This is a genomic window from Pseudaestuariivita sp. (genome assembly GCF_052825805.1).
The window spans coordinates 623021-641489 of record NZ_JBRBVB010000002.1 but is presented as its reverse complement, the minus strand read 5'-3'; the positions used below and the strand labels follow the sequence as shown (position 1 = coordinate 641489).

The 18469-nt window shown below is 66.0% G+C and carries 21 protein-coding genes; 12 read left to right on the top strand and 9 right to left on the bottom strand.

Annotated elements, in window-relative coordinates; translation table 11 throughout:
• The first annotated feature begins 28 nt into the window (after positions 1 to 28).
• The gene (gene pgi / locus ACU0B3_RS04100) at positions 29 to 1630 is read left to right on the top strand and encodes a glucose-6-phosphate isomerase (RefSeq protein WP_446259533.1); all 1602 of its coding nucleotides are present in this window, start codon (positions 29 to 31) and stop codon (positions 1628 to 1630) included.
• 100 nt (positions 1631 to 1730) lie between these two features.
• Here pgi and ACU0B3_RS04095 read toward each other — a convergent pair whose 3' ends face one another.
• From ACU0B3_RS04095 to ACU0B3_RS04080, 4 genes are all read right to left on the bottom strand, one after another.
• Positions 1731 to 2312: a retropepsin-like aspartic protease family protein gene (locus ACU0B3_RS04095; RefSeq protein ID WP_446259532.1), complete on the bottom strand. Its 582-nt coding sequence runs from the start codon at positions 2310 to 2312 to the stop codon at positions 1731 to 1733.
• Between the two features lie 61 nt (positions 2313 to 2373).
• Positions 2374 to 2991 carry a MarC family protein gene (locus ACU0B3_RS04090; protein ID WP_446259531.1) on the bottom strand — a complete coding sequence of 206 codons (618 nt, stop codon included), beginning with the start codon at positions 2989 to 2991 and terminating at the stop codon, positions 2374 to 2376.
• Positions 2981 to 4840, bottom strand: a complete 1860-nt coding sequence (locus ACU0B3_RS04085; RefSeq protein ID WP_446259530.1) for an ABC-F family ATP-binding cassette domain-containing protein — start codon at positions 4838 to 4840, stop codon at positions 2981 to 2983. Before ACU0B3_RS04085 ends, ACU0B3_RS04090 begins: the two co-directional genes overlap by 11 nt.
• Positions 4841 to 4879: 39 nt before the next feature.
• Complete coding sequence (locus ACU0B3_RS04080) at positions 4880 to 5305, bottom strand: VOC family protein (RefSeq protein WP_446259529.1); 426 nt, start codon at positions 5303 to 5305, stop codon at positions 4880 to 4882.
• 108 nt (positions 5306 to 5413) lie between these two features.
• On the opposite strand from ACU0B3_RS04080, the gene ndk reads away from it, so the two are divergent.
• A complete protein-coding gene (ndk, locus tag ACU0B3_RS04075) occupies positions 5414 to 5836 on the top strand; it encodes a nucleoside-diphosphate kinase (RefSeq protein ID WP_446259528.1) in 423 nt (140 codons plus the stop codon).
• Positions 5837 to 5868: 32 nt separating this feature from the next.
• Here ndk and ACU0B3_RS04070 read toward each other — a convergent pair whose 3' ends face one another.
• Positions 5869 to 6276, bottom strand: coding sequence for a DUF4112 domain-containing protein (locus ACU0B3_RS04070; protein ID WP_446259527.1), 408 nt, complete (start codon positions 6274 to 6276; stop codon positions 5869 to 5871).
• Positions 6269 to 6442, bottom strand: coding sequence for a YqaE/Pmp3 family membrane protein (locus ACU0B3_RS04065; protein WP_446259526.1), 174 nt, complete (start codon positions 6440 to 6442; stop codon positions 6269 to 6271). Before ACU0B3_RS04065 ends, ACU0B3_RS04070 begins: the two co-directional genes overlap by 8 nt.
• A 103-nt stretch (positions 6443 to 6545) precedes the next feature.
• Between ACU0B3_RS04065 and ACU0B3_RS04060 the strand changes: the two genes are divergently transcribed.
• Positions 6546 to 7100 carry an NUDIX hydrolase gene (locus ACU0B3_RS04060; RefSeq protein WP_446259525.1) on the top strand — a complete coding sequence of 185 codons (555 nt, stop codon included), beginning with the start codon at positions 6546 to 6548 and terminating at the stop codon, positions 7098 to 7100.
• A 225-nt stretch (positions 7101 to 7325) separates the two neighbouring features.
• Here ACU0B3_RS04060 and ACU0B3_RS04055 read toward each other — a convergent pair whose 3' ends face one another.
• Positions 7326 to 8507: a pyridoxal phosphate-dependent aminotransferase gene (locus tag ACU0B3_RS04055; protein WP_446259524.1), complete on the bottom strand. Its 1182-nt coding sequence runs from the start codon at positions 8505 to 8507 to the stop codon at positions 7326 to 7328.
• Between the two features lie 126 nt (positions 8508 to 8633).
• Here ACU0B3_RS04055 and ACU0B3_RS04050 point away from each other — a divergent pair, with 126 nt between their 5' ends.
• Both ACU0B3_RS04050 and ACU0B3_RS04045 read left to right on the top strand, forming a co-directional pair.
• Positions 8634 to 9338 carry an SDR family NAD(P)-dependent oxidoreductase gene (locus ACU0B3_RS04050; protein ID WP_446259523.1) on the top strand — a complete coding sequence of 235 codons (705 nt, stop codon included), beginning with the start codon at positions 8634 to 8636 and terminating at the stop codon, positions 9336 to 9338.
• Between the two features lie 52 nt (positions 9339 to 9390).
• Positions 9391 to 9906, top strand: coding sequence for a 2,4'-dihydroxyacetophenone dioxygenase family protein (locus tag ACU0B3_RS04045; RefSeq protein ID WP_446259522.1), 516 nt, complete (start codon positions 9391 to 9393; stop codon positions 9904 to 9906).
• A 229-nt stretch (positions 9907 to 10135) separates the two neighbouring features.
• Here ACU0B3_RS04045 and ACU0B3_RS04040 read toward each other — a convergent pair whose 3' ends face one another.
• The gene (locus ACU0B3_RS04040) at positions 10136 to 10477 is read right to left on the bottom strand and encodes an MmcQ/YjbR family DNA-binding protein (protein ID WP_446259521.1); all 342 of its coding nucleotides are present in this window, start codon (positions 10475 to 10477) and stop codon (positions 10136 to 10138) included.
• A 160-nt stretch (positions 10478 to 10637) separates the two neighbouring features.
• Between ACU0B3_RS04040 and cimA the strand changes: the two genes are divergently transcribed.
• The 3 genes from cimA to ACU0B3_RS04025 are packed head-to-tail and all read left to right on the top strand — an operon-like array spanning position 10638 to position 13710.
• Positions 10638 to 12257: a citramalate synthase gene (gene cimA, locus ACU0B3_RS04035; protein ID WP_446259520.1), complete on the top strand. Its 1620-nt coding sequence runs from the start codon at positions 10638 to 10640 to the stop codon at positions 12255 to 12257.
• On the top strand, positions 12257 to 12967 hold the full coding sequence (locus ACU0B3_RS04030) for a class I SAM-dependent methyltransferase (protein ID WP_446259519.1): 711 nt from the start codon (positions 12257 to 12259) through the stop codon (positions 12965 to 12967). Before cimA ends, ACU0B3_RS04030 begins: the two co-directional genes overlap by 1 nt.
• Positions 12964 to 13710, top strand: a complete 747-nt coding sequence (locus tag ACU0B3_RS04025) for a squalene/phytoene synthase family protein (RefSeq protein WP_446259518.1) — start codon at positions 12964 to 12966, stop codon at positions 13708 to 13710. The genes ACU0B3_RS04030 and ACU0B3_RS04025 overlap by 4 nt, the downstream gene beginning before the upstream one ends.
• Positions 13711 to 13931: 221 nt before the next feature.
• Here the strand turns inward: ACU0B3_RS04025 and ACU0B3_RS04020 are convergent, their stop codons facing one another.
• Positions 13932 to 15143, bottom strand: a complete 1212-nt coding sequence (locus ACU0B3_RS04020) for an MFS transporter (RefSeq protein ID WP_446259517.1) — start codon at positions 15141 to 15143, stop codon at positions 13932 to 13934.
• Between the two features lie 162 nt (positions 15144 to 15305).
• On the opposite strand from ACU0B3_RS04020, the gene ACU0B3_RS04015 reads away from it, so the two are divergent.
• From ACU0B3_RS04015 to ACU0B3_RS04000, 4 genes are all read left to right on the top strand, one after another.
• A complete protein-coding gene (locus ACU0B3_RS04015; protein WP_446259516.1) occupies positions 15306 to 15962 on the top strand; it encodes a DNA-3-methyladenine glycosylase family protein in 657 nt (218 codons plus the stop codon).
• Positions 15959 to 16624: an alpha/beta hydrolase gene (locus ACU0B3_RS04010; RefSeq protein ID WP_446259515.1), complete on the top strand. Its 666-nt coding sequence runs from the start codon at positions 15959 to 15961 to the stop codon at positions 16622 to 16624. The genes ACU0B3_RS04015 and ACU0B3_RS04010 overlap by 4 nt, the downstream gene beginning before the upstream one ends.
• Before the next feature lie 149 nt (positions 16625 to 16773).
• Positions 16774 to 17250 carry a hypothetical protein gene (locus tag ACU0B3_RS04005; protein ID WP_446259514.1) on the top strand — a complete coding sequence of 159 codons (477 nt, stop codon included), beginning with the start codon at positions 16774 to 16776 and terminating at the stop codon, positions 17248 to 17250.
• Positions 17251 to 17402: 152 nt separating this feature from the next.
• Positions 17403 to 18389 (top strand): TRAP transporter substrate-binding protein, encoded by a 987-nt coding sequence (locus ACU0B3_RS04000; protein ID WP_446259513.1) that lies wholly within the window; start codon positions 17403 to 17405, stop codon positions 18387 to 18389.
• The last annotated feature ends 80 nt before the right edge of the window (positions 18390 to 18469 follow it).

Below are 18469 nucleotides of genomic sequence, written 5' to 3'. Positions count from 1 at the left end.
CAGATTATTGAACTCAGGAGATTTCTTCATGTGGGATGCGCTCAAGACCTATGCCGGCACGATCCAGTCCCGGCGGATCGAAAGCCTGTTTGACGACCCGTCGCGTGCGGCGGCGTTCAGCGCCCGCATGGGCGATATGCTCTTTGACTATTCCAAGACGCAAATCGACGACTCCGTGCGCCAGATGCTGCTCGACGTGGCCCGCCGGGCCGGGGTCGAAGGTGCCCGCGACGCGATGTTTGCCGGCGCCCCGATCAACGACACCGAAGGGCGCGCGGTGCTGCACACGGCGCTACGTAACCTGTCCGGCGGGCCGGTCGAAGTGGACGGCAGCGACGTGATGCCTGAGGTCCTTGCCACCCTGGAGCGCATGTCCGAGTTCGCAAATTCTGTGCGCGACGGCAGCTTCACCGGGCAAGGCGGCAAGATTACCGACGTCGTCAACATCGGCATCGGTGGCTCCGACCTCGGCCCGGCCATGGCGGCCCTCGCGCTCAGCCCCTACCACGACGGGCCGCGCTGCCATTTCGTCTCGAACGTCGACGGCGCGCATATCGCCGACACGCTGCGCGGGCTCGACCATAAAACGACGCTGGTAATCGTCGCCTCCAAGACCTTCACCACCATCGAGACCATGACCAACGCGCGCACCGCCAGGGCGTGGATGTCCGAGGCCGTCTCCGACACAGGCGCGCAATTCGCCGCCCTCAGCTCTGCCGCGGACAAGACCGCCGATTTCGGCATCGACCCCTCCCGCGTCTTCGGCTTCGAGGATTGGGTCGGCGGGCGTTACTCGATGTGGGGACCCATCGGCCTCGCACTGATGATTGCGATTGGCCCGGACGCCTTCAAAGCCGTCCTGCGCGGCGCCGAATCCATGGACCGGCACTTCAAATCCGCCGACCTGGGCGAGAACATGCCCGTGATGCTGGCGCTCGTCGGCATGTGGCACAACCAGGTGCTCGACCACGCCACACGCGCGGTTCTGCCCTACGATCAACGGCTTGCACGCCTTCCGGCGTATCTCCAGCAGCTCGAGATGGAGAGCAACGGCAAAGGCGTGGCCAAGGACGGCACCACGCTGCCCTATCACTCTGGCCCGGTTGTCTGGGGCGAGCCCGGCACAAACGGCCAGCACGCCTTTTACCAGCTGATCCATCAGGGCACGCGGGTGATCCCCTGCGAATTCATGGTCGCCGCCGAGGGGCACGAGCCCGATCTCGCACACCACCACGACCTTTTGATCGCCAACTGCCTCGCGCAGTCCGAAGCGCTGATGCGTGGCCGCACGCTCGACGAGGCCCGCGCCAAGGTCGCCGGCAATGTCGAAGGCGCCGAGCTCGAGCGCCAGGCCCGCCACCGCGTCTTCCCCGGCAACCGCCCTTCGACGACGCTGATCTACCCGCAGCTGACGCCCGAAGTCTTTGGCCAGATCGTCGCTCTCTACGAGCACCGCGTGTTCGTCGAAGGCGTGATTCTCGGCATCAACTCGTTCGACCAGTGGGGCGTGGAGTTGGGCAAGGAGCTCGCAACCGCCTTGGGTCCCGTGGTGACCGGCGAGGCCACGACCGACGGCAAGGACGGCTCAACCGCGCAGCTGGTTGAGTTCGTGCAGAAGCATCGCGGTTAGCCGCACATGTGAATTGATCGTGTTTAACCCGTCCCGGCCCTGACCCGGGACCTCACGACCACTACAATGAGGCCCCGGCTTAGGGCCGGGGCGGGGCGCTCTACCGCACGAGCCGCATCTCTCCGCCGCGGATCTCCACCGCTTCGAACCGCTGCAAATAGTCCATCCCGAGCAGCGACTCGCGCATGTCACCTTCGTTGACAAAGGCGCGCAGGCCGCGATCCTCGATCCCGCCAAGCGACACCGTCTGCAGCGTGACTGGCGCCGTCCGCACCACGCCGTTTGCCGTCATCGCCGAGCCGAGAAAGGCCAGCCCCGTCAGGTCGATCCCGGCCGCCTCCGTGTCCGCCTGCGTCAGCACCACGGCCGTCGCGCCCGTGTCCACCACAAAGCGCGTGGGCGTGCCGTTGACCTCGAGCGTGGCATAGTAGTGACCGTCCGGCGACCGCGGCAGGGTCACGACGCCCGCGTCGGTGTTGACGCTCATCTGCGGCGACACCGTGCCGTGAATGTCCTCCCATAGGCCAACCGCGAGGATCGCGCCGAGAAAGATCAAAACCCAGATCGCCGCGCCCTTGGCGACCTCTCCCATCCGGTGCCGCATCTGCAGGATCACCGCGCCTCCGATGACCGTCAGAAACGTGCCGTAAAGCAAAAGCTGTGCAATATCATCGCCGGACATGAGTGCCTCCTCGCCCGATATGTAGGAAGTCGCTCGCTTGACAAAAAGGCCGGCCCTGCGCTCAGGCCAGCCAGTAGTTGCGCAGCCCGTCGAGCACGAACTGCACCGACAGCGCCGCCAGCAACATGCCGAGCACGCGCGTGACGACGTTGATGCCGGTCTTGCCCAGCAGCCGCTCCATCGGCGTGGCGGTCAGAAAGAGCGCAAAGACCAGCGCGACCACCGCCAGAGTGATGCCAAGCACTGTGAAGATTCCCGCATAACCCTCTGTTTGGCCGGCCAAAAGGATGACTGATGCAATCGCGCCGGGCCCCGCGATCAGAGGGATCGCGAGGGGGAAGACCGACGGGTCGCTGGTGTCTTCTTCTTCGTTGCGGTCCTCGCGGCGCTTGGTGCGTCGTTCGAACAGCATCTCGAGCGCGGTCAGGAACAGCAACAGCCCGCCCGCGATGCGAAAGGCCGGCATCGAAATCCCGACAAAGGCCAGCACCGCCTCGCCAAAGACGCCAAAGAGCAGCAGCACCCCCATCGCCACGGCGCAGGCGCGCAGCCCGACCGCGCGCCGCCGCGCGGGCGACATCCCTTGGGTCAGGGCGGCAAAAAGTGGCGCCAAACCAATGGGATCGATGACGACGAAGAGCGTGACAAACGCCGTAATCAGAAAGGCGCTATCCGGCATGTGCGGCGTGTCCCTCGGCGCGGTCGAGCTTGTCCTGCGCCTTGACCCAGAGGCCCTCGGCGCGCTCCATCGCCTCCATCACCTCGGCGTATTTCTTTTGGTAGCTCTCCATCTTGGCGATGTTGTTGTCCTCGTACATCGTCGCATCGCCCAGCCGCGCGGCAAGCGTCTCGCGCATGGCGTCGAGCTTTTCGATCCGCTCCTCGCATTTGCGCACGTCCGCGCGCAGCTCGAGGATCTTCTCGCGGCTCGGGCGGGCCGGTTTCTTCTTGGGGGCCGACGCCGGTTTGTCATTGGAAAGCAGGAGCTTGCGGTAACTTTCTAAGTCGCCGTCGTAAGGTGTGACGCGTCCATCCTTGACCAGCCAGAGCCGGTCCGCAACGAGGCTCAAAAGGTGCATGTCGTGGCTCACCAGCACCACCGCGCCGGTGTAGGCGTTGAGCGCCTCGACAAGCGCCTCGCGGCTTTCGATGTCGAGGTGGTTGGTCGGCTCGTCGAGCACCAGAAGGTGCGGCGCGTCGAGCGTGGCAAGGCAGAGCGAGAGCCGCGCCTTTTGCCCGCCAGAGAGCTGACCGACCAGCGTTTCGACTTGCTCCGCACCCAGGCCAAAGCCCGCCAGCATCGCGCGCAGCTTACCGGGAAGGGCGTCGGGGCGCAGACGGCGGATGTGGTCGAGGGGCGTCTCGTCGAGGTGCAGCGCGTCCACCTGGTGCTGGGCAAAGTAGCCGATGCGCAGCTTGCCGGCGTCGATGCGCTTGCCTTTCATCGCATGAAGTTCGCCGCATAGCAGCTTGGAAAGCGTGGATTTTCCTTCGCCGTTCTTGCCAAGTAGAGCGATGCGGTCGTCCTGGTCGATGCGTAGGTTCAGCCGGTCCAGCACGGGCGTTTCGGTGTACCCCACGGCCACGCCTTCCATCGCGATGATGGGCGGGCTGAGCTCTTCGGGCGTGGGGAAGGTGAATGCCTTCAGCGCGGCCTCCTGTGGGGTGGAGATCAGCTGGATGCGCTCGATCATCTTGAGCCGGGATTGGGCCTGCACGGCCTTGGACGCTTTGTAACGGAAACGGTCGACAAAGCTCTGTAGATGCGCGATGCGCGCCGCATTGCGGGTGTTCAGCGCCTCGGCCTGGGCCAGTTTCGCGGCACGCTGTTCGGCAAATTTGTCATAGGGAACAGCGTAGTACGTGAGCTTCTTGTCTTCGAGATGCAGGATCGAGCCCACCGCGCGGTTGAGCAGCCCGCGGTCGTGCGAGATAACCAGCACCGTGTGCGGATACTTGGCCAGATAGCTTTCGAGCCAGAGTGCCCCTTCGAGGTCGAGATAGTTCGTCGGCTCGTCGAGGAGCAGCAGGTCCGGCTTGGCAAAGAGCACGCCCGCCAGCGCCACCCGCATCCGCCAACCCCCTGAAAAGGCGGAACAAGGCTGGTTCTGCGCGTCGGCGTCAAAGCCGAGGCCGCGCAGGATCGAGGCGGCTCGGGCCTCGGCTGACCAGGCGTCGATGTCGCTCAGCCGGGTCTGGACTTCGGCGATCGCGTCAGGGTCGGTCTCGGTCTCCGCGCGGGCCATGAGCGCGGCGCGTTCGGTGTCGGCGGCAAGCACCGTGTCGAGGAGCGAGGTGTCCGAGCTTGGCACTTCCTGGCTGACCCCGCCGATGCGCGCGCCATCAGGCAGGGTAATCGTGCCGGATTCCAGTTCAAGATCGCCGTATATCAGCTTGAAAAGCGTCGTCTTTCCGGTGCCATTGCGGCCTACGACGCCAACCTTGTGGCCAGCGGGGATCGTAGCGGAGGCACCCTCGAAGAGAGGGCGGCCGGCGATGGCAAAGCGGAGGTCGTCGAGGCGGAGCATGGCGGCTGGGTGACAGCGCGCTGCGTCCAAGTCAACACGTCAGGTCGGGGAGGCGGCGGGGCCTTTCAATTCGATCCGGTTGCCGAAGGGGTCGCGGATGTAGACGGAGTGCCCGATGCCGCGGGCGCCGGACTGCGTGACTTCCTTTTCGATGGCAACGCCGTGGGCTGAGAGGTGCGCGCGCATGGCCTCTGGGTCAAATGGGCCGACTGCGAGGCCGAGGTGATCGACGTTGCGCCCGCCTGCCACCTCCGGTTTGGCGTAGGCGGCGCGCGGGTCGGACATGTCCCAGAGGCCGACCAGGATGGCGCCGAACCACAGATGCTCCATCGCGATCTCGTGGTAGTCGGCGTGCGGGGTGCAGCCGAGGACCTCGATGTACCAGCGCCGTGCCGCAGCCAGATCATCGACCAGCAGCACCACGTGATCGAGGCCAAGCGGTTGAAAGGGCAGATGCTGGGTCATGGCGCGCCTTTGAGGTCTTTTCAGGGTCTGAAACCCATGATAGGGCGGCGGCGATTTTCAGACAGGGTGTCGCGCATTGTGCCGCGCCCGCATTCAAAGGATGACGACATGGCTGTCGAACGCACGCTCTCCATCATCAAACCGGACGCCACCAAGCGCAACCTGACCGGCAAGATCAACGCCAAGTTCGAGGACGCGGGCCTGCGCATTGTCGCGCAAAAACGCATTCATCTGACCAAGGCGCAAGCCGGCAAATTCTACGAAGTGCATTCCGAGCGCCCGTTCTATGACGAGCTGTGCGAGTTCATGGCGTCCGAGCCGGTTGTCGTGCAAGTGCTCGAGGGTGAGGGTGCGATTGCCAAGAACCGCGAAGTGATGGGCGCCACCAACCCGGCGGATGCCGCGGCGGGCACGATCCGCGCGGAATTTGCCGAGTCGGTTGGTGAGAACTCTGTCCACGGCTCCGATGCGCCGGAGACGGCTGCGGTGGAGATCGCGTACTTCTTTTCCGGGCTCGAATTGGTCGGCTGAGCCTGGCCTCGTAGGGTGGGCCGGCGCCCACCTTACACCTCCGACACCCGGTGCGGCGTCTGACTGGCACGCCGCGCCGTCTTGCGCGAGACGTCTTTGCGGATCAGCTGGACGTTGCGCGAATTTGCCTTCCACCCCACATCGAAGAGGTCGCCGACCAGTGGCACCGCGCCGATCAGCGCGTCGATCCCGATGTTGAGCCCCATGCGGGCGAGGGTGCGTCTGCGCACGCCGAGGCGCTGTCCTTCGAACACGATGTAGCCGGCGGGTCCAAGCGTGAGCGCGTCGCCGATGCCCGGCACGAGGCCGAGGATCGAATCCCAGCCAAGCCTGATACGGGTGCCGGGCAGGCGGAAGGCGCGGTCCATGCGGGCGGCCAGACGTTCGATCCGGGCGAGGCGCGCGGCCTCGTGTGGCGCGAGGTGCGGGTCCTCAGGCATGGCCGGGCCGGCGCGCGATGATCCAGACGGCGTGCACGATGCCAGGGATGTAGCCGAGCAGGGTCAGCAGGATGTTGAGCCAAAATGCGCCGGCAAACCCGACTTGCAGAAAGACGCCGAGGGGCGGCAGCAGAATGGCGATGACGACGCGTAGAAAGTCGGACATGTGAGTGCCTCCGTTGAGCAATGTGTTGCTGGGAGAACGGCTTGCGCCGTGGATCGGTTCCGGGGCATCACCCGGCGGAGCCAAGTGCATCATGGAGGCGAGCATGCAGCCCTGGGAAACCCTGGACGAGGAGGAGGTCTTTGCCGCGCGGCCGTTTCTGCGCGTGGTGCGCCAGCGCGTGCGGCTGCCGGATGGTGCGGAGATCGACGATTTCTACCAGGTCAAGCTGCGGTCATTCGGGATGGTGATCCCGGTACAGGAGGACGGGCGCGTGCGGATGCTGGAGCAGTACAAGCACGGGCCGGGGCGGGCCGGGCTGTCGTTTCCGGCAGGGTTCATCGACCCCGGCGAAGCGCCGGACGTTGGAGCCGCGCGGGAGCTGATGGAGGAAACAGGGCTGGCGCCGGACCGTTTGATCAAGCTGGGCTGCTATGTGGACAATGGCAACCAGCGCGGCTGCGAGGGGCATTACTTTCTGGGTCTTGGGTGCCGCGAGGTGGCAGCGCCGGACGATGGCGATCTCGAGGAGATGCGGCAGGTTGTGCTGACGGTTGCCGAGGTGGACGCGGCGCTGAAGGCGGGGCAGTTCAATGTCAGCCACGATGTGGCCGGGTGGGGGCAGGCGCGGGTGCTGTATCCCGAGGTTTTCGGAGCGTGACCTCGGTAGGGAGCCTCCGGCGGGGATATTTTTAGCCAGAAGAAGCTGCGTGGTGCGCTGGACGTTCGATCTTGCGTGCCGTGGTGTATGTCAGCAGAGAGTTTCGAGGTGCTGAGGTGCCAGCCGGAAGGGGCGCTGAAAGTTCTCTGGCGATGACGTCCGTTGCCATGTTGAGGGGCTGATTCAGAAGACGGAGCCATTGTCAGCGCTTTAGGTCGCGTGCAGCTAACTTGACCTGGCGGCGAGCTCTTGGGCGAAGCTGACGAGGGTGGCGAGGGCCTGGTCGTAGCTGTCGTCATCGGTGGTCATGGCGACACGGACATGGCCGGCGGCGGAGTGGCCGAAGCTTTCGCCGGGCATGACGGCGATGTGATGGTTTTCCAGGAGGGCGCTGGCGAAGGCGTCGCCGCTGAGGCCGGTCGTGCGGATGTCGAGCATCACGTACATCGCGCCATCGGCGGGGATCATGCGGATGGTGTTCTGGCTGGCAAGGCGCGCTTCGGTCAAGGCGCGGCGGCGGCGGAAGGGGGCTGCAATCTTGTCCTCGAGCGGCGCGCCCTCCTCGAGTGCGAAGAGCGCGGCGTCCTGCACGAAGCCCGGCACGCCGTAGGTGGTGTCGGTCGACAGGTTGATCATGTGCGAGATCGCCTCGGCGGGCCCGATGACCCAGCCAACGCGTGATCCGGTCATGGCGTGGCTTTTGGACATCGAGCCGATCACGAGCGTGCGCTCTGCCATGCCGGGGCGGGCGCGGGGGGAGAGGTGCGTGCCGTTCCAGATTTGTGTGTCATAGACTTCGTCGGAGATAAGCCAGAGGTCGTGTTCCCGGACGGCCTCGCAGATCGCGTCGGTGGTGCCGGGCGCGTAGACGGCACCGGTCGGGTTGTTGGGTGTGTTGATCAGCAGGGACGCGGCGCCGGGGCAGGCGGCCATGAGCGCGGAGCGGGTCGGTTGGAAGCCCTCGCGGCTGTGGGTCGGGATTGGCTCGGCCCTGGCGCCGGCGGCGCGGAGCGTGCCGGGGTACGTGGCGTAGTAGGGGTCGATGAAGAGCGCCCGGTCGCCGGGGTCGAGCACCGCCATGTGCGCGGCAAAGAGTGCGGCCTGGCCGCCAGTGGTGACGAGCACGTTGTCGCGTGTGGTCGTCACGCCCGTGCGGTCCTCCACGCGGGCGGCGATGGTGTCCCGCAGGGCGTCCGTGCCGGGAACGGAGGCGTAGCCGGTATGGCCGGCGCGGGCGGAGGCGTCCATGGCCGCGAGGATGCTGGGATCGGTGCGGATGTCGTGCTCGCCGATGGTCAGCTCGGTCACGGGAGTGCCTGCGGCGATCATGGCGCGGGCGCGGTTGAAGATCTCCCACCCGTCCGAGCCGCCGTCGAGCAGGTGCGTGATGCGGTGACTGAGCTGCATGGGCGGGCCTCGTGATGCGTCGACGTGTGTGGTGCCTGAGCGCGCGGGGCGGGGCAAGCGGTCTTTGCCTCTGACGGTTGATGTGCGCGCAGAGCCCGCCTAGGCTGGCGTCAAGGGAGGGCCTCGATGGCACGTCAGGCATTGGTCACGGGAGGCACGCGCGGCATCGGCGCAGGTGTTGCGCGCGTGCTGGCCGCGCAGGGCTGGGAGGTCGTGGCCGCCAGCGCGTCCGAAGACGAGATCGCCGCGTTCGATGCGCCCGAGGGCGTGCGGGTGGCCTTTGTCGACGTGACGGATAGCGCTTCGGTGGATGCGCTTTTTGGCGGATTGGACCGGCTTGACGGGCTGGTCAATTGCGCGGGCATTCTGCGGCGGGGTGCGGAGTTCGACCTCGAGGTCTTCCAGCAGGTCATCGACGTGAACCTGACGGGGACGATGCGCTGCTGTCTGGCGGCAAAGCCCCTGCTCGCGGCGTCGCAGGGCGCGATCGTCAACACGGCCTCGATGCTGTCGACCTTTGGCGGGCCTTTGGTGCCGGCCTATTCGGCGTCCAAGGGCGGTGTGGCGCAGCTGACCAAGGCTTTGGCGGGGGCCTGGGCAGACGACGGCATTCGCGTCAACGCGGTCGCGCCGGGATGGATCGAGACGGAGATGACGGGCGCCTTGCGCGAGAACCATGAGCGGGCAGGCGGGATCCTCGGCCGGACGCCGCTGCGCCGCTGGGGCAAGGTCGAGGAGGTGGGCGCCTGTGTCGCCTTCCTTTTGAGCGCGGATGCAAGTTTTGTGACCGGGTCGGTCTATCCGGTTGACGGTGGGTATCTGTCGATGTGAGCGCTGCATGCGTTTGGGCTTTGAGGTCGACGCGATGCGCAGGGAGGTGAAGATGAAAGACGAAAACCCGTTGATGCCGTACCAGCTGCCGTTTCCGGCGGACGCTCTGGAAGAGATCGTCGTGCCGAAGGCAGTGCCGGAGGATGACCGGGTCTGGGTGCCGCAGGCGGAGAACGTCTGGTTTCGCCCGCTGTGCCTCTCGCGCAGCCAGGGGTATTGGGTGAACCTTTTGAAGGTGCGCAAGTCGGGCGTCCTGTCGCGCCACCGGCATCCGCAGCCGGTGCATGGTTTTGTGTTGAAGGGCCAGTGGGAGTATCTCGAGCATGACTGGATGGCCGAGGAGGGCAGCTATGTCTTCGAGCCGCCGGGTGAGACCCATACGTTGGTTGTGCCGGACGGGGTCGAGGAGATGATCACGCTGTTTCAGGTGAACGGCGTGATGTGCTACGTCGATCCTTATGGCGAGGTCTTGGGGTACGAGGACGTCTTCACCAAGATCGACAATTGCCGGAAGCACTACGCCGAGGTCGGGCTGGGTGCGGAGTATGTAGACCAGTTCATCCGGTAGTGTGTGATCGGGGCGCTTTTGGCAGTGCCCACCTTACCGAAGTAGGAGGGGCCTAAGTGGGTTTGGTGGGCACTGGGGTGGACCCGAGGGTGCCTATTTTGGCGGACTTGAGGCTAAATGAGCTAACCGCGAGCTACCTGTGGCGGAGGTGCCCACCTTACCAGGGCTTTTGATTGAGCGGGGTAAGGTGGGCACCCCCACTGCGCTTGCAGGTGTGCTGCTGGAGGCGTCAGTGCGTGTCGAGCGTGGCTTGCACCTTTTTGGGCAGTTTGGCGCGGATGATGTGGTAGCTGGCTTCGATCCGCTCCCGCAGGAAGGCCGGATCGGCGTCGAGCGGCAGGCGCACCCAGCTTTTGTGGAAATATGGCGCGCGGATCGCGTCGCCGGCCTCGATCATCAGCTGCGCGATTTCGGTGGATGAGGTCTTGACCGAAACGCCGTCGGCGTGTTGGCCGATGTGTGCGAACATCTTGCCGCCCACGGTCCAGGAGCCGTGGTGGCCGCCCGCCGGGTCGGCCCAGGTGGCGCCGGGCAGGGCCGCGCAGATGTGATCGATCGTGTCGCGTGTCATGGGCCCAAGCTAACAGGGTTGTAGCGGTTTGTCCTGATGGCAAATCGGCCCTTCGGGGAGGATATTTTTCCGCCAGAAGAAGATGCAAGGCCGGCGCCCGGCGGGGCAAGCGTGCCCGGTGGGGCTTGTGTTGCGCCTGGGGCCGTGGGACTTAGGCCGCATGGAGCGGGTTTACCTTTACGACACCACCTTGCGCGACGGGCAGCAGACGCAGGGCGTGCAGTTCTCTGCCGAGGACAAGGCGGCGATTGCCGGGGCGCTGGACGCGCTGGGGCTCGATTACATCGAGGGCGGTTGGCCGGGGGCGAACCCGACGGACAGCGCGTTTTTTGACACCGCTCCCGCGACGCGCGCGACGATGACGGCGTTTGGCATGACCAAGCGTGTGGGGCGCTCGGCGGAGAACGACGATGTGCTCGCGGCGGTGGTCAATGCGGGCACGCCAGCGGTCTGCCTCGTGGGCAAGTCGCATGAGTTTCATGTGACCGAGGCGTTGGGTGTGACGCGTGCGGAGAACGTGGCGGCTATCGCCGACTCGGTCGCGCATCTGGTGGCCGAGGGGCGGGAGGCGCTCTTTGACGCCGAGCACTTCTTTGACGGGTATTTGTCGGACCCCGGCTATGCGCTGGAGTGCCTGAAGGCGGCGCTCGAGGCCGGGGCGCGGTGGATCGTTCTGTGTGACACCAATGGCGGCACGCTGCCTGAGGAGATCGGGCGGATCACGGCAGAGGTGATTGCGGCGGGCATCCCCGGGGACAGGCTGGGCATTCACACGCACGATGACACTGGCACGGCCGTGGCGGGGGCCTTGGCGGCGGTGCAGGCGGGCGCGCGGCAAATCCAGGGCACGCTCAACGGGCTGGGCGAGCGGTGCGGGAATGCGAACCTGGTGACGCTGATCCCGACGCTGCTGCTCAAGGAGCCTTATGCGAGCCGCTATGAGATTGGCGTGAGCGCCGATGCTTTGAAGGGGCTGACGCGGGCCTCGAGGATGCTCGACGAGATCCTCAACCGGGTGCCGCAAAAGCAGGCGCCTTACGTGGGCGCGAGCGCCTTTGCGCACAAGGCGGGGCTGCACGCCTCGGCGATCCTCAAGAACCCGGCGACCTATGAGCATATCGACCCTGCCACTGTGGGCAATGCGCGTATCGTGCCGATGTCGAACCAGGCGGGGCAGTCGAATCTGCGCAAGCGCCTGAGCGAGGCGGGGATCGGGGTTGAAAAAGGCGATCCGGCGCTGGGGCGGATCCTCGAGCTGGTCAAGGAGCGCGAGAGCGAGGGCTATGCCTATGACACGGCGCCGGCCTCCTTCGAGCTCTTGGCGCGGGCGGAGCTGGGGATTTTGCCGCAGTTCTTCGAGGTCAAGCGCTACCGGGTCACGGTCGAGCGCCGCAAGAACAAGCGCAACCAGATGGTGTCTCTGTCTGAGGCGGTTGTGGTGGTCAAGGTGGGCGGGGAAAAGAAGCTGTCGGTCAGCGAGAGCCACGACGATGGCGGGCGCGACCGGGGGCCGGTGAACGCGCTGGCCAAGGCGCTGGCCAAGGACCTCGGGCCCTATCAGGCGGCGATCGACGATGTGCGGCTCGTGGATTTCAAGGTGCGCATTACCCAAGGCGGCACCGAAGCCGTGACCCGTGTGATCATCGACAGCGAGGACGGGGAGGGCCATCGCTGGTCCACCGTGGGCGTGAGCGCGAACCTCGTCGACGCGTCCTTCGAGGCGTTGCTCGACGCGATCACCTGGAAGCTGGTGCGCGATGGTGCTGAGGCATCCACCTGATGGACGTGGGCGCGTTCTTCGAGCTGCACCGGGATCTGCCGCGCGAGGGGCCGGGAGAGCCTGCGGACGTGGCCTGGGCGGCAGAGGTCGCCGGGATCGCGCGGGATGCACAGGTCTGCGACGCGGCCTGCGGGCCGGGCGCCGACATCGCGGCGCTCTTGCAGGCGGTGCCAGAGGGCCATGTGACGGCGCTCGACAAGACGGCGCATTTCGTGGAGGCCGCCGAGGCGGCGTGGGCAGGTGATCCGCGCGTCCGTGTGCAAGCGGGTGATATGGCGGCGCTTCCCGGCACGTATGATTTCATCTGGTGCGCGGGGGCGGTGTACTTCCTCGGCGTGCCGCAGGCGCTTGAGCAGTGGCGGGACGCTTTGACCCCCGGCGGCGTGATTGCCTTTTCCGAGCCTTGTTACTTTACCTCCGAACGCCCCGAGCGTTTGCAAGCCCATTGGCAGTACCCGCAAATGCAGGACGAGGCCGGCATTCGCGCCTGGGTGGAGCACGCAGGCTATGAAGTGCTCGGCACGCGGCGTCTGTCCGATGCGGCGTGGGAGGCGTACTACACGCCGCTGGAGGTGCGCATTGCCGCGCTAAGGGCGGACGCATCTCCGGCATTGGCCGAGGTGCTCGACGAGGGCGCCGAGGAGATCGCCTGCTGGCGCGAGACGCGCGCGCTTTCGGGCTACCTTTTGAGCGTCGTGCGTCCGGTATGAGCTTTGACGCCTGCGCGCGCCTGACCGAGCAGGGCGATCCGGATCGGTTCCGCGCCACCATGGCCGTGCGGCCGGCGGCGCGGCAGGTGCTCTTTCCGCTTTATGCCTTCAACGTCGAGGTGAGCCGCGCGCCCTGGGTGACCGCCGAGCCGATGATTGCCGAGATGCGCCTGCAATGGTGGCATGACGCTTTGGAGGAGATCGCGGAAGGCGGGCTGGTGCGCCGGCACGAAGTGGTCACGCCGCTGGCGCTGATGCTGGGCGCAGAGCAGGCGCGGCGGTTGCAGGGCCTGGTGTCCGCGCGGCGGCACGACATCGAGCGGGCGCCTTTTGCGGAGACCAGAGATCTGATGGATTATCTGCGCGCCACGAGCGGCACGCTGATGCAGGTCGCCGCGGAAGCGCTTGGCGCGGAGGACGCCGCCTCCGTGGCAGACAAAGGCACCGCGCATGGCATCGCCGGCTACCTGCGGGCGGTGCCGGAGCTCGAGGCGCGTGGGAAGGTGCCGCTGGTCGATGGCCGGGCCGAGGGGGTGCGCGCCTTGGCGCAGACCGGGCTCGACCTTTGGAGGCCGTCTCCGCGCCTGTCGGCGGAGGCGCGTATGGCGGCGCTGGCCGGGTGGCAGACACCGATGGTGCTCGCAAAGGCTGTGTCGGACCTAAGCGCGGTTGCGGAGGGGCGGCTGGAGCCGTCTCCTTTGCGGGCGTCTTTGGCGCTGACGAAGGCGGCTTGGCGGCTTTAGTGAGAGCGGGCTCTAAAGTTACCGGATGAGTAACAGAAGTTCACGCGCCGTCCCGCGGGGTGGCGCAGTCGCGCCGCCCGTTTTGCCGAAGGCAAACCTTCGGTTTGACGGGGGCGGGTCATGCCAGAGGCATGCCTTCGGCGTGACGCGGCCTGACAGTGCCTGTCAGGCGGGCGCTTTGATTTAAGGAGAGTGCATAAACAGTTTGATGAGGAGCTAAGTTAAGCCAAAGCCGCCCGCCGCTCCTTCACCGTCAGCCAGACCAGCGCGCCAAAGGCGAGCAGCAGGAAGGGAGCCATGGCGTAGTTCACCGCCGTCCAGCCCTCGACCGCGTCTCCGCCCGAACAGTTCATCAGCCCGCCCGAGGCGAGCGAGGCGATGGTGACCCCGCCAAAGACGATCACATCGTTGAGGCCCTGCATCCGCCCCCGCTCGGCCGGCGTGTGCGCGGCAGCGAGCATGGCAGTTGCGCCGATAAAGCCGAAGTTCCACCCAAGCCCGAGCAAGACCAGCGCGACAAAGAAATATTCGAGCGTCACCCCCGAGAGCGCCACAAGGCCCGCCGCCGTCAGGATCACCATGCCTGCGCCGACGATACGCTCGACCCCGAACTTGGCGATCAGATGCCCGGTGAAAAAGGCCGGCGCAAACATCGCCAGCACATGCGCCATGACCACGTCGGCGGCGTTGTTCTGGGTGAACCCGCAGCCCACGACCGCCAGGGGCGTCGAGGTCATTACGAGGTTCATCAGCGCATATGAGACCAACCCGCAGATCACGGCCACTGCGATGCGCGGCGTGGTGATCAGCTCCCACCGGCTGCGCCCGAGGCTCGGATCATCGTCAGCAGTCGAAGGCGGCGGGATGCGGATGAACGCGAACAGCGTCGAGCCGACCACGTTGAGCACGATCACCGCAAGGTAGGTGCCGAGGAACGGCACCACAAAGGCGTCGTTCGTGGCCTTGACCAGCTGCGGCCCGATCACGGCAGCGGCCAGACCGCCTGCCATGACGTAAGAAATCGCCTTGGGGCGGTACTCGGGCGTTGCGGAATCGGCGGCGGCAAAGCGGTAAAACCCCTGCGCCGACATGTAGAGCCCCGTCAGGAACGAGCCTGCGAGAAAGATCGGAAAGGAGGCAAGGTAAAGCCCCAGCGCGCCAACCGCTCCTCCGGCGGCACCGCCCGCAGCACCGATCAGAAACCCCGCCCGGCGCCCGTGCTTTTGCATGATCATCGAGATCGGGTTGGCCGCCAGCATCGAGCCAAGCACGATCAGCGAGATCGGCAACGTTGCAAAGCAGATGTTCGACGCCAGCGTCGTGCCCGCCAGCCCCGCGATGGTAAAGAGCGCCGGCATCTGCGCGCCCATGACGGCTTGGCACAGCACGAGGACGATCACATTGCGGCGGGCGGAGGTGGGGGCGTGGCTCATACCCTAGCGGTAGACCGACACGTGGCCTCGCGCAATGGGTGCCAGCACCCATCCTACGAAGTTTGGCACCGGCACCGAGGAAGTTTGATGCCGTCACGTAGGATGGGTGTTGGCACCCATCTGACGCTTGACCGCTCCAGGCACCGATGCGACCACGCTGGCATGACCGACGGAACGCCCAGCCCGACCTACACAGGCCGGATCATCGAGACAGATGCCGACGTGACCGAGGGATGCTCTTGGCTCCGCACGCATGTGCCAGCCTTTGTCCCGGTGCTCGATGCCTGTCCCGTGTTGCCGCTCCGGCGGCGCCCCGCCGGGTTCGACCAGCTCCTGAGCGCAATCGTGAGCCAGCAAGTCTCCGTCGCCAGCGCGGCGGCGATCTGGTCGCGGCTCGAGGGGGCGGGCATGACCACACTCAAGGTGATCCGCGCCGCCACGGACGAGGACCTCAGGGCGCTCGGCCTCAGCCGCCAAAAGGCGCGCTATGCCAAGGCCCTCGCCGCAGCCGGCATCGACTTTGACGCGCTGCCCGCGCAGACCGACGCCGGGATCATCAAGACGCTCACCGCCGTGCCAGGCATCGGCACCTGGACCGCCGAAATCTACGCGATGTTCTCGCTGGGGCGGGCGGATGTCTTTGCCCACGGGGACCTTGCGCTGCAGGAGGCGGCGAAGGAAATGCTCGGCCTCGACACCCGACCGAACGAGCGGCAGATGCGCGCCATCGCCGCGGACTGGACGCCCTGGCGGTCGGTTGCGGCACGGGCGCTTTGGGCCTACTACCGGGTGGTCAAGAACCGGGAGGGTGTGCGGTGACGCGGGTTTTGCAGGCAAAGACAAAGGGCCCGGAGTCGGGTTCGGTGCGCTCGGCGGTGGTCTTCGTGCACGGCTACGGCGCCAATGGCGCTGACCTTTTGGGGCTGGCCGATCCACTGGGACCGCACTTGCCCGACACGCTCTTTGTCGCGCCCGACGCGCCCGAGGAGATCCCGGGCTACCCCGGCGGCTACCAGTGGTTCCCGATCCCCTGGCTCGACGGCTCGTCCGAGGAAGAGGCCGCCCGCGGGCTCGAGGCGGCGACCGCCGATTTCAACGCCTTTCTTGACGCGCTGATGGTCGATCACGACCTTCTGCCCGAGCAGGTTTGCCTCTTTGGCTTTTCGCAAGGCACGATGATGTCGCTGCACGTCTCACCCCGGCGTGAGGACCCGGTGGCTGGGATCGTTGGCTTTTCCGGGCGGCTCTTGCATCCCGAACTTTTGGCCGACGAAACGCAAAGCCGGATGCCGGTGCTGCTCCTGCATGGGGATGCCGACGACGTCGTGCCGCCCGCATCGCTGCCGCAGGCGGTGGAGGCGCTGCAGGGCGCTAAGTTCCGCGATGTCTACGCCCATGTGATGAAGGGGACGGCCCACGGGATTGCGCCGGACGGGCTGTCGGTGGCGCTCGCCTTCATGCGCGACCAGCTCGGCCTGTGATTGGAGCTGTGACGCGCCTTCTCGCCGCCCTGTGCCTTGCGCTTGTCTGTGCCTCTGGCGCGCAGGCACAATCCGCGAACCAAGAGACCCAGCCGCAAGCCGCCCCCGCGCTCAACCCGCTGGAGGAGCGTTTGGGCCGGCCGTTCGCTATGCGTGTCTACCGCTCGAACCGCGCCTTTATTGAGATCTTCCTGCATGACCTCGACGAGGAGCTGAACGCGGTCGCGGATGAGCTGCCAGGCGGCGAGCTTTTTGACATCGACGTATTTGTGATGATGCTGCCGAGTTTTGCCGGCGAGCAAGATCTCGAAGGCCATGCTCTCCAGCAAATGGTCGAAAGGGAATTGCGCACGGCGGATGAAGAAAATGCGATCCTCTTTCGCTCAGCTCCAATGACCCGGAATTCCGATGGCGCGCAAAAACCACTCTATCTGATCTTGCTGGACACCTCGCGCCTGACCACCATGTCGGACCTTTGCCTTGCTGTGGGCATTTATGACCTGGCGCGTTGGGGGGTCAGCGGTCCTCCGCAACTTTCCTTCCCCCGCGCTTTGGCCCGGCTCGAGACGTGTCTTGAGGAAAAGTGGACGAGCGTGGCCGATGCAGCGGCTTGGACGGCAGAGTAGGGCGCACTTACGCCCGGGACGACACCCCAGACTGCCCGAGCGTTAACCATTTGCGCCGATTGCGATTCGGCGCTTATGCTCTTCCCATCGCAAAGACACACAAAGAAGAACGCGGGGCGCCAAGTTCCGCAGCCAACCAACGGGAGACCCTCATGGGACTGAACTGGAAAACCATTGCCGGCGCGCTGGTCGCGGCCTCCGCCATCGCCGTTTCGGGCGCGGCCTCGGCCAAGGACTTTCGCCTCGGTCTGATCACCCCTCCGCCGCACATCTGGACGCAAGCCGCCGAAGCCTTTGGCGCGGAGCTGGCTGAAAAGAGCGGCGGTGAGCACAGCGTGACAGTGTTTCCGGCGCGCCAGCTCGGGAACGAGGCCGAGATGCTCCAGCAGCTGCAGACCGGCGCTTTGGACATGGCGTTCATGACCGTCGCCGAAGTCTCCAACCGCGCGCCGGACCTTGGCGCGTTCTACGCGCCGTTCCTGGCCAATGACATCGACCATGCGGGGCGCATCCTGCGCACCGACGGTGCGAAGGCGCTGCTGGAGCAGCTGCCGCAGACGGTGGGTGTCGTGGGGCTGGGCTACGGCATGGCGGGCCTGCGCCAGATCGTGAGCCGGGGGGAGGTGAACTCCGCCGAGGACCTGGCCGGTCTCAAGCTGCGGATCACGCCCTTCGAGCCGATCCTCGATTTCTACAACGCGCTGGGCGCAGCGCCCACGCCGATGCCGTTGCCGTCGGTCTATGACGCGCTCGCGAACGGGCAGGTGGACGCCATCGACATGGACGCGGAGCTGATCTGGGTGCTCAAGTACTATGAGCACGCCGATACCGTGGTGCAGTCCAACCACATGATGTTCCCGATGGTGGGCCTTGTGTCGGCGCGCGTCTGGGCGGGCCTTTCGGCGCAGGACCGCACGCTGATCGCCGAGCTGATGGCCAAGCATGTCGACAGCTGCATCGACAGCTATGTCGCCAAGGACCGCGCGTGGCTCGAACAAATCCGCGGCACCGGCAAGACCTATGTCGAAGTCGGCCCCGACTTCTTTGGCGACGCCGTGGCCGAGTGGAACGCCATCTGGTCGGAAAAATCGAGCGCGCTTGATGACCTGCGCCAGATTGCGGCCGACACGGCGGAGTAAGCTCCGCTAACGGACCACCACGATGGGGCGCGGGAGACTGCGCCCCGTTTTGTGAGTGATTTGGCCAAACTGATGAAGGC

Coding starts and splice junctions, on each gene's coding strand:
- pgi (WP_446259533.1), top strand. CDS start 29: ATGTGGGATGCGCTCAAGACCTATGCCGGCACGATCCAGTCCCGGCGG.
- ACU0B3_RS04095 (WP_446259532.1), bottom strand. CDS start 2,312: ATGTCCGGCGATGATATTGCACAGCTTTTGCTTTACGGCACGTTTCTG.
- ACU0B3_RS04090 (WP_446259531.1), bottom strand. CDS start 2,991: ATGCCGGATAGCGCCTTTCTGATTACGGCGTTTGTCACGCTCTTCGTC.
- ACU0B3_RS04085 (WP_446259530.1), bottom strand. CDS start 4,840: ATGCTCCGCCTCGACGACCTCCGCTTTGCCATCGCCGGCCGCCCTCTC.
- ACU0B3_RS04080 (WP_446259529.1), bottom strand. CDS start 5,305: ATGACCCAGCATCTGCCCTTTCAACCGCTTGGCCTCGATCACGTGGTG.
- ndk (WP_446259528.1), top strand. CDS start 5,414: ATGGCTGTCGAACGCACGCTCTCCATCATCAAACCGGACGCCACCAAG.
- ACU0B3_RS04070 (WP_446259527.1), bottom strand. CDS start 6,276: ATGCCTGAGGACCCGCACCTCGCGCCACACGAGGCCGCGCGCCTCGCC.
- ACU0B3_RS04065 (WP_446259526.1), bottom strand. CDS start 6,442: ATGTCCGACTTTCTACGCGTCGTCATCGCCATTCTGCTGCCGCCCCTC.
- ACU0B3_RS04060 (WP_446259525.1), top strand. CDS start 6,546: ATGCAGCCCTGGGAAACCCTGGACGAGGAGGAGGTCTTTGCCGCGCGG.
- ACU0B3_RS04055 (WP_446259524.1), bottom strand. CDS start 8,507: ATGCAGCTCAGTCACCGCATCACGCACCTGCTCGACGGCGGCTCGGAC.
- ACU0B3_RS04050 (WP_446259523.1), top strand. CDS start 8,634: ATGGCACGTCAGGCATTGGTCACGGGAGGCACGCGCGGCATCGGCGCA.
- ACU0B3_RS04045 (WP_446259522.1), top strand. CDS start 9,391: ATGAAAGACGAAAACCCGTTGATGCCGTACCAGCTGCCGTTTCCGGCG.
- ACU0B3_RS04040 (WP_446259521.1), bottom strand. CDS start 10,477: ATGACACGCGACACGATCGATCACATCTGCGCGGCCCTGCCCGGCGCC.
- cimA (WP_446259520.1), top strand. CDS start 10,638: ATGGAGCGGGTTTACCTTTACGACACCACCTTGCGCGACGGGCAGCAG.
- ACU0B3_RS04030 (WP_446259519.1), top strand. CDS start 12,257: ATGGACGTGGGCGCGTTCTTCGAGCTGCACCGGGATCTGCCGCGCGAG.
- ACU0B3_RS04025 (WP_446259518.1), top strand. CDS start 12,964: ATGAGCTTTGACGCCTGCGCGCGCCTGACCGAGCAGGGCGATCCGGAT.
- ACU0B3_RS04020 (WP_446259517.1), bottom strand. CDS start 15,143: ATGAGCCACGCCCCCACCTCCGCCCGCCGCAATGTGATCGTCCTCGTG.
- ACU0B3_RS04015 (WP_446259516.1), top strand. CDS start 15,306: ATGACCGACGGAACGCCCAGCCCGACCTACACAGGCCGGATCATCGAG.
- ACU0B3_RS04005 (WP_446259514.1), top strand. CDS start 16,774: ATGCGTGTCTACCGCTCGAACCGCGCCTTTATTGAGATCTTCCTGCAT.
- ACU0B3_RS04000 (WP_446259513.1), top strand. CDS start 17,403: ATGGGACTGAACTGGAAAACCATTGCCGGCGCGCTGGTCGCGGCCTCC.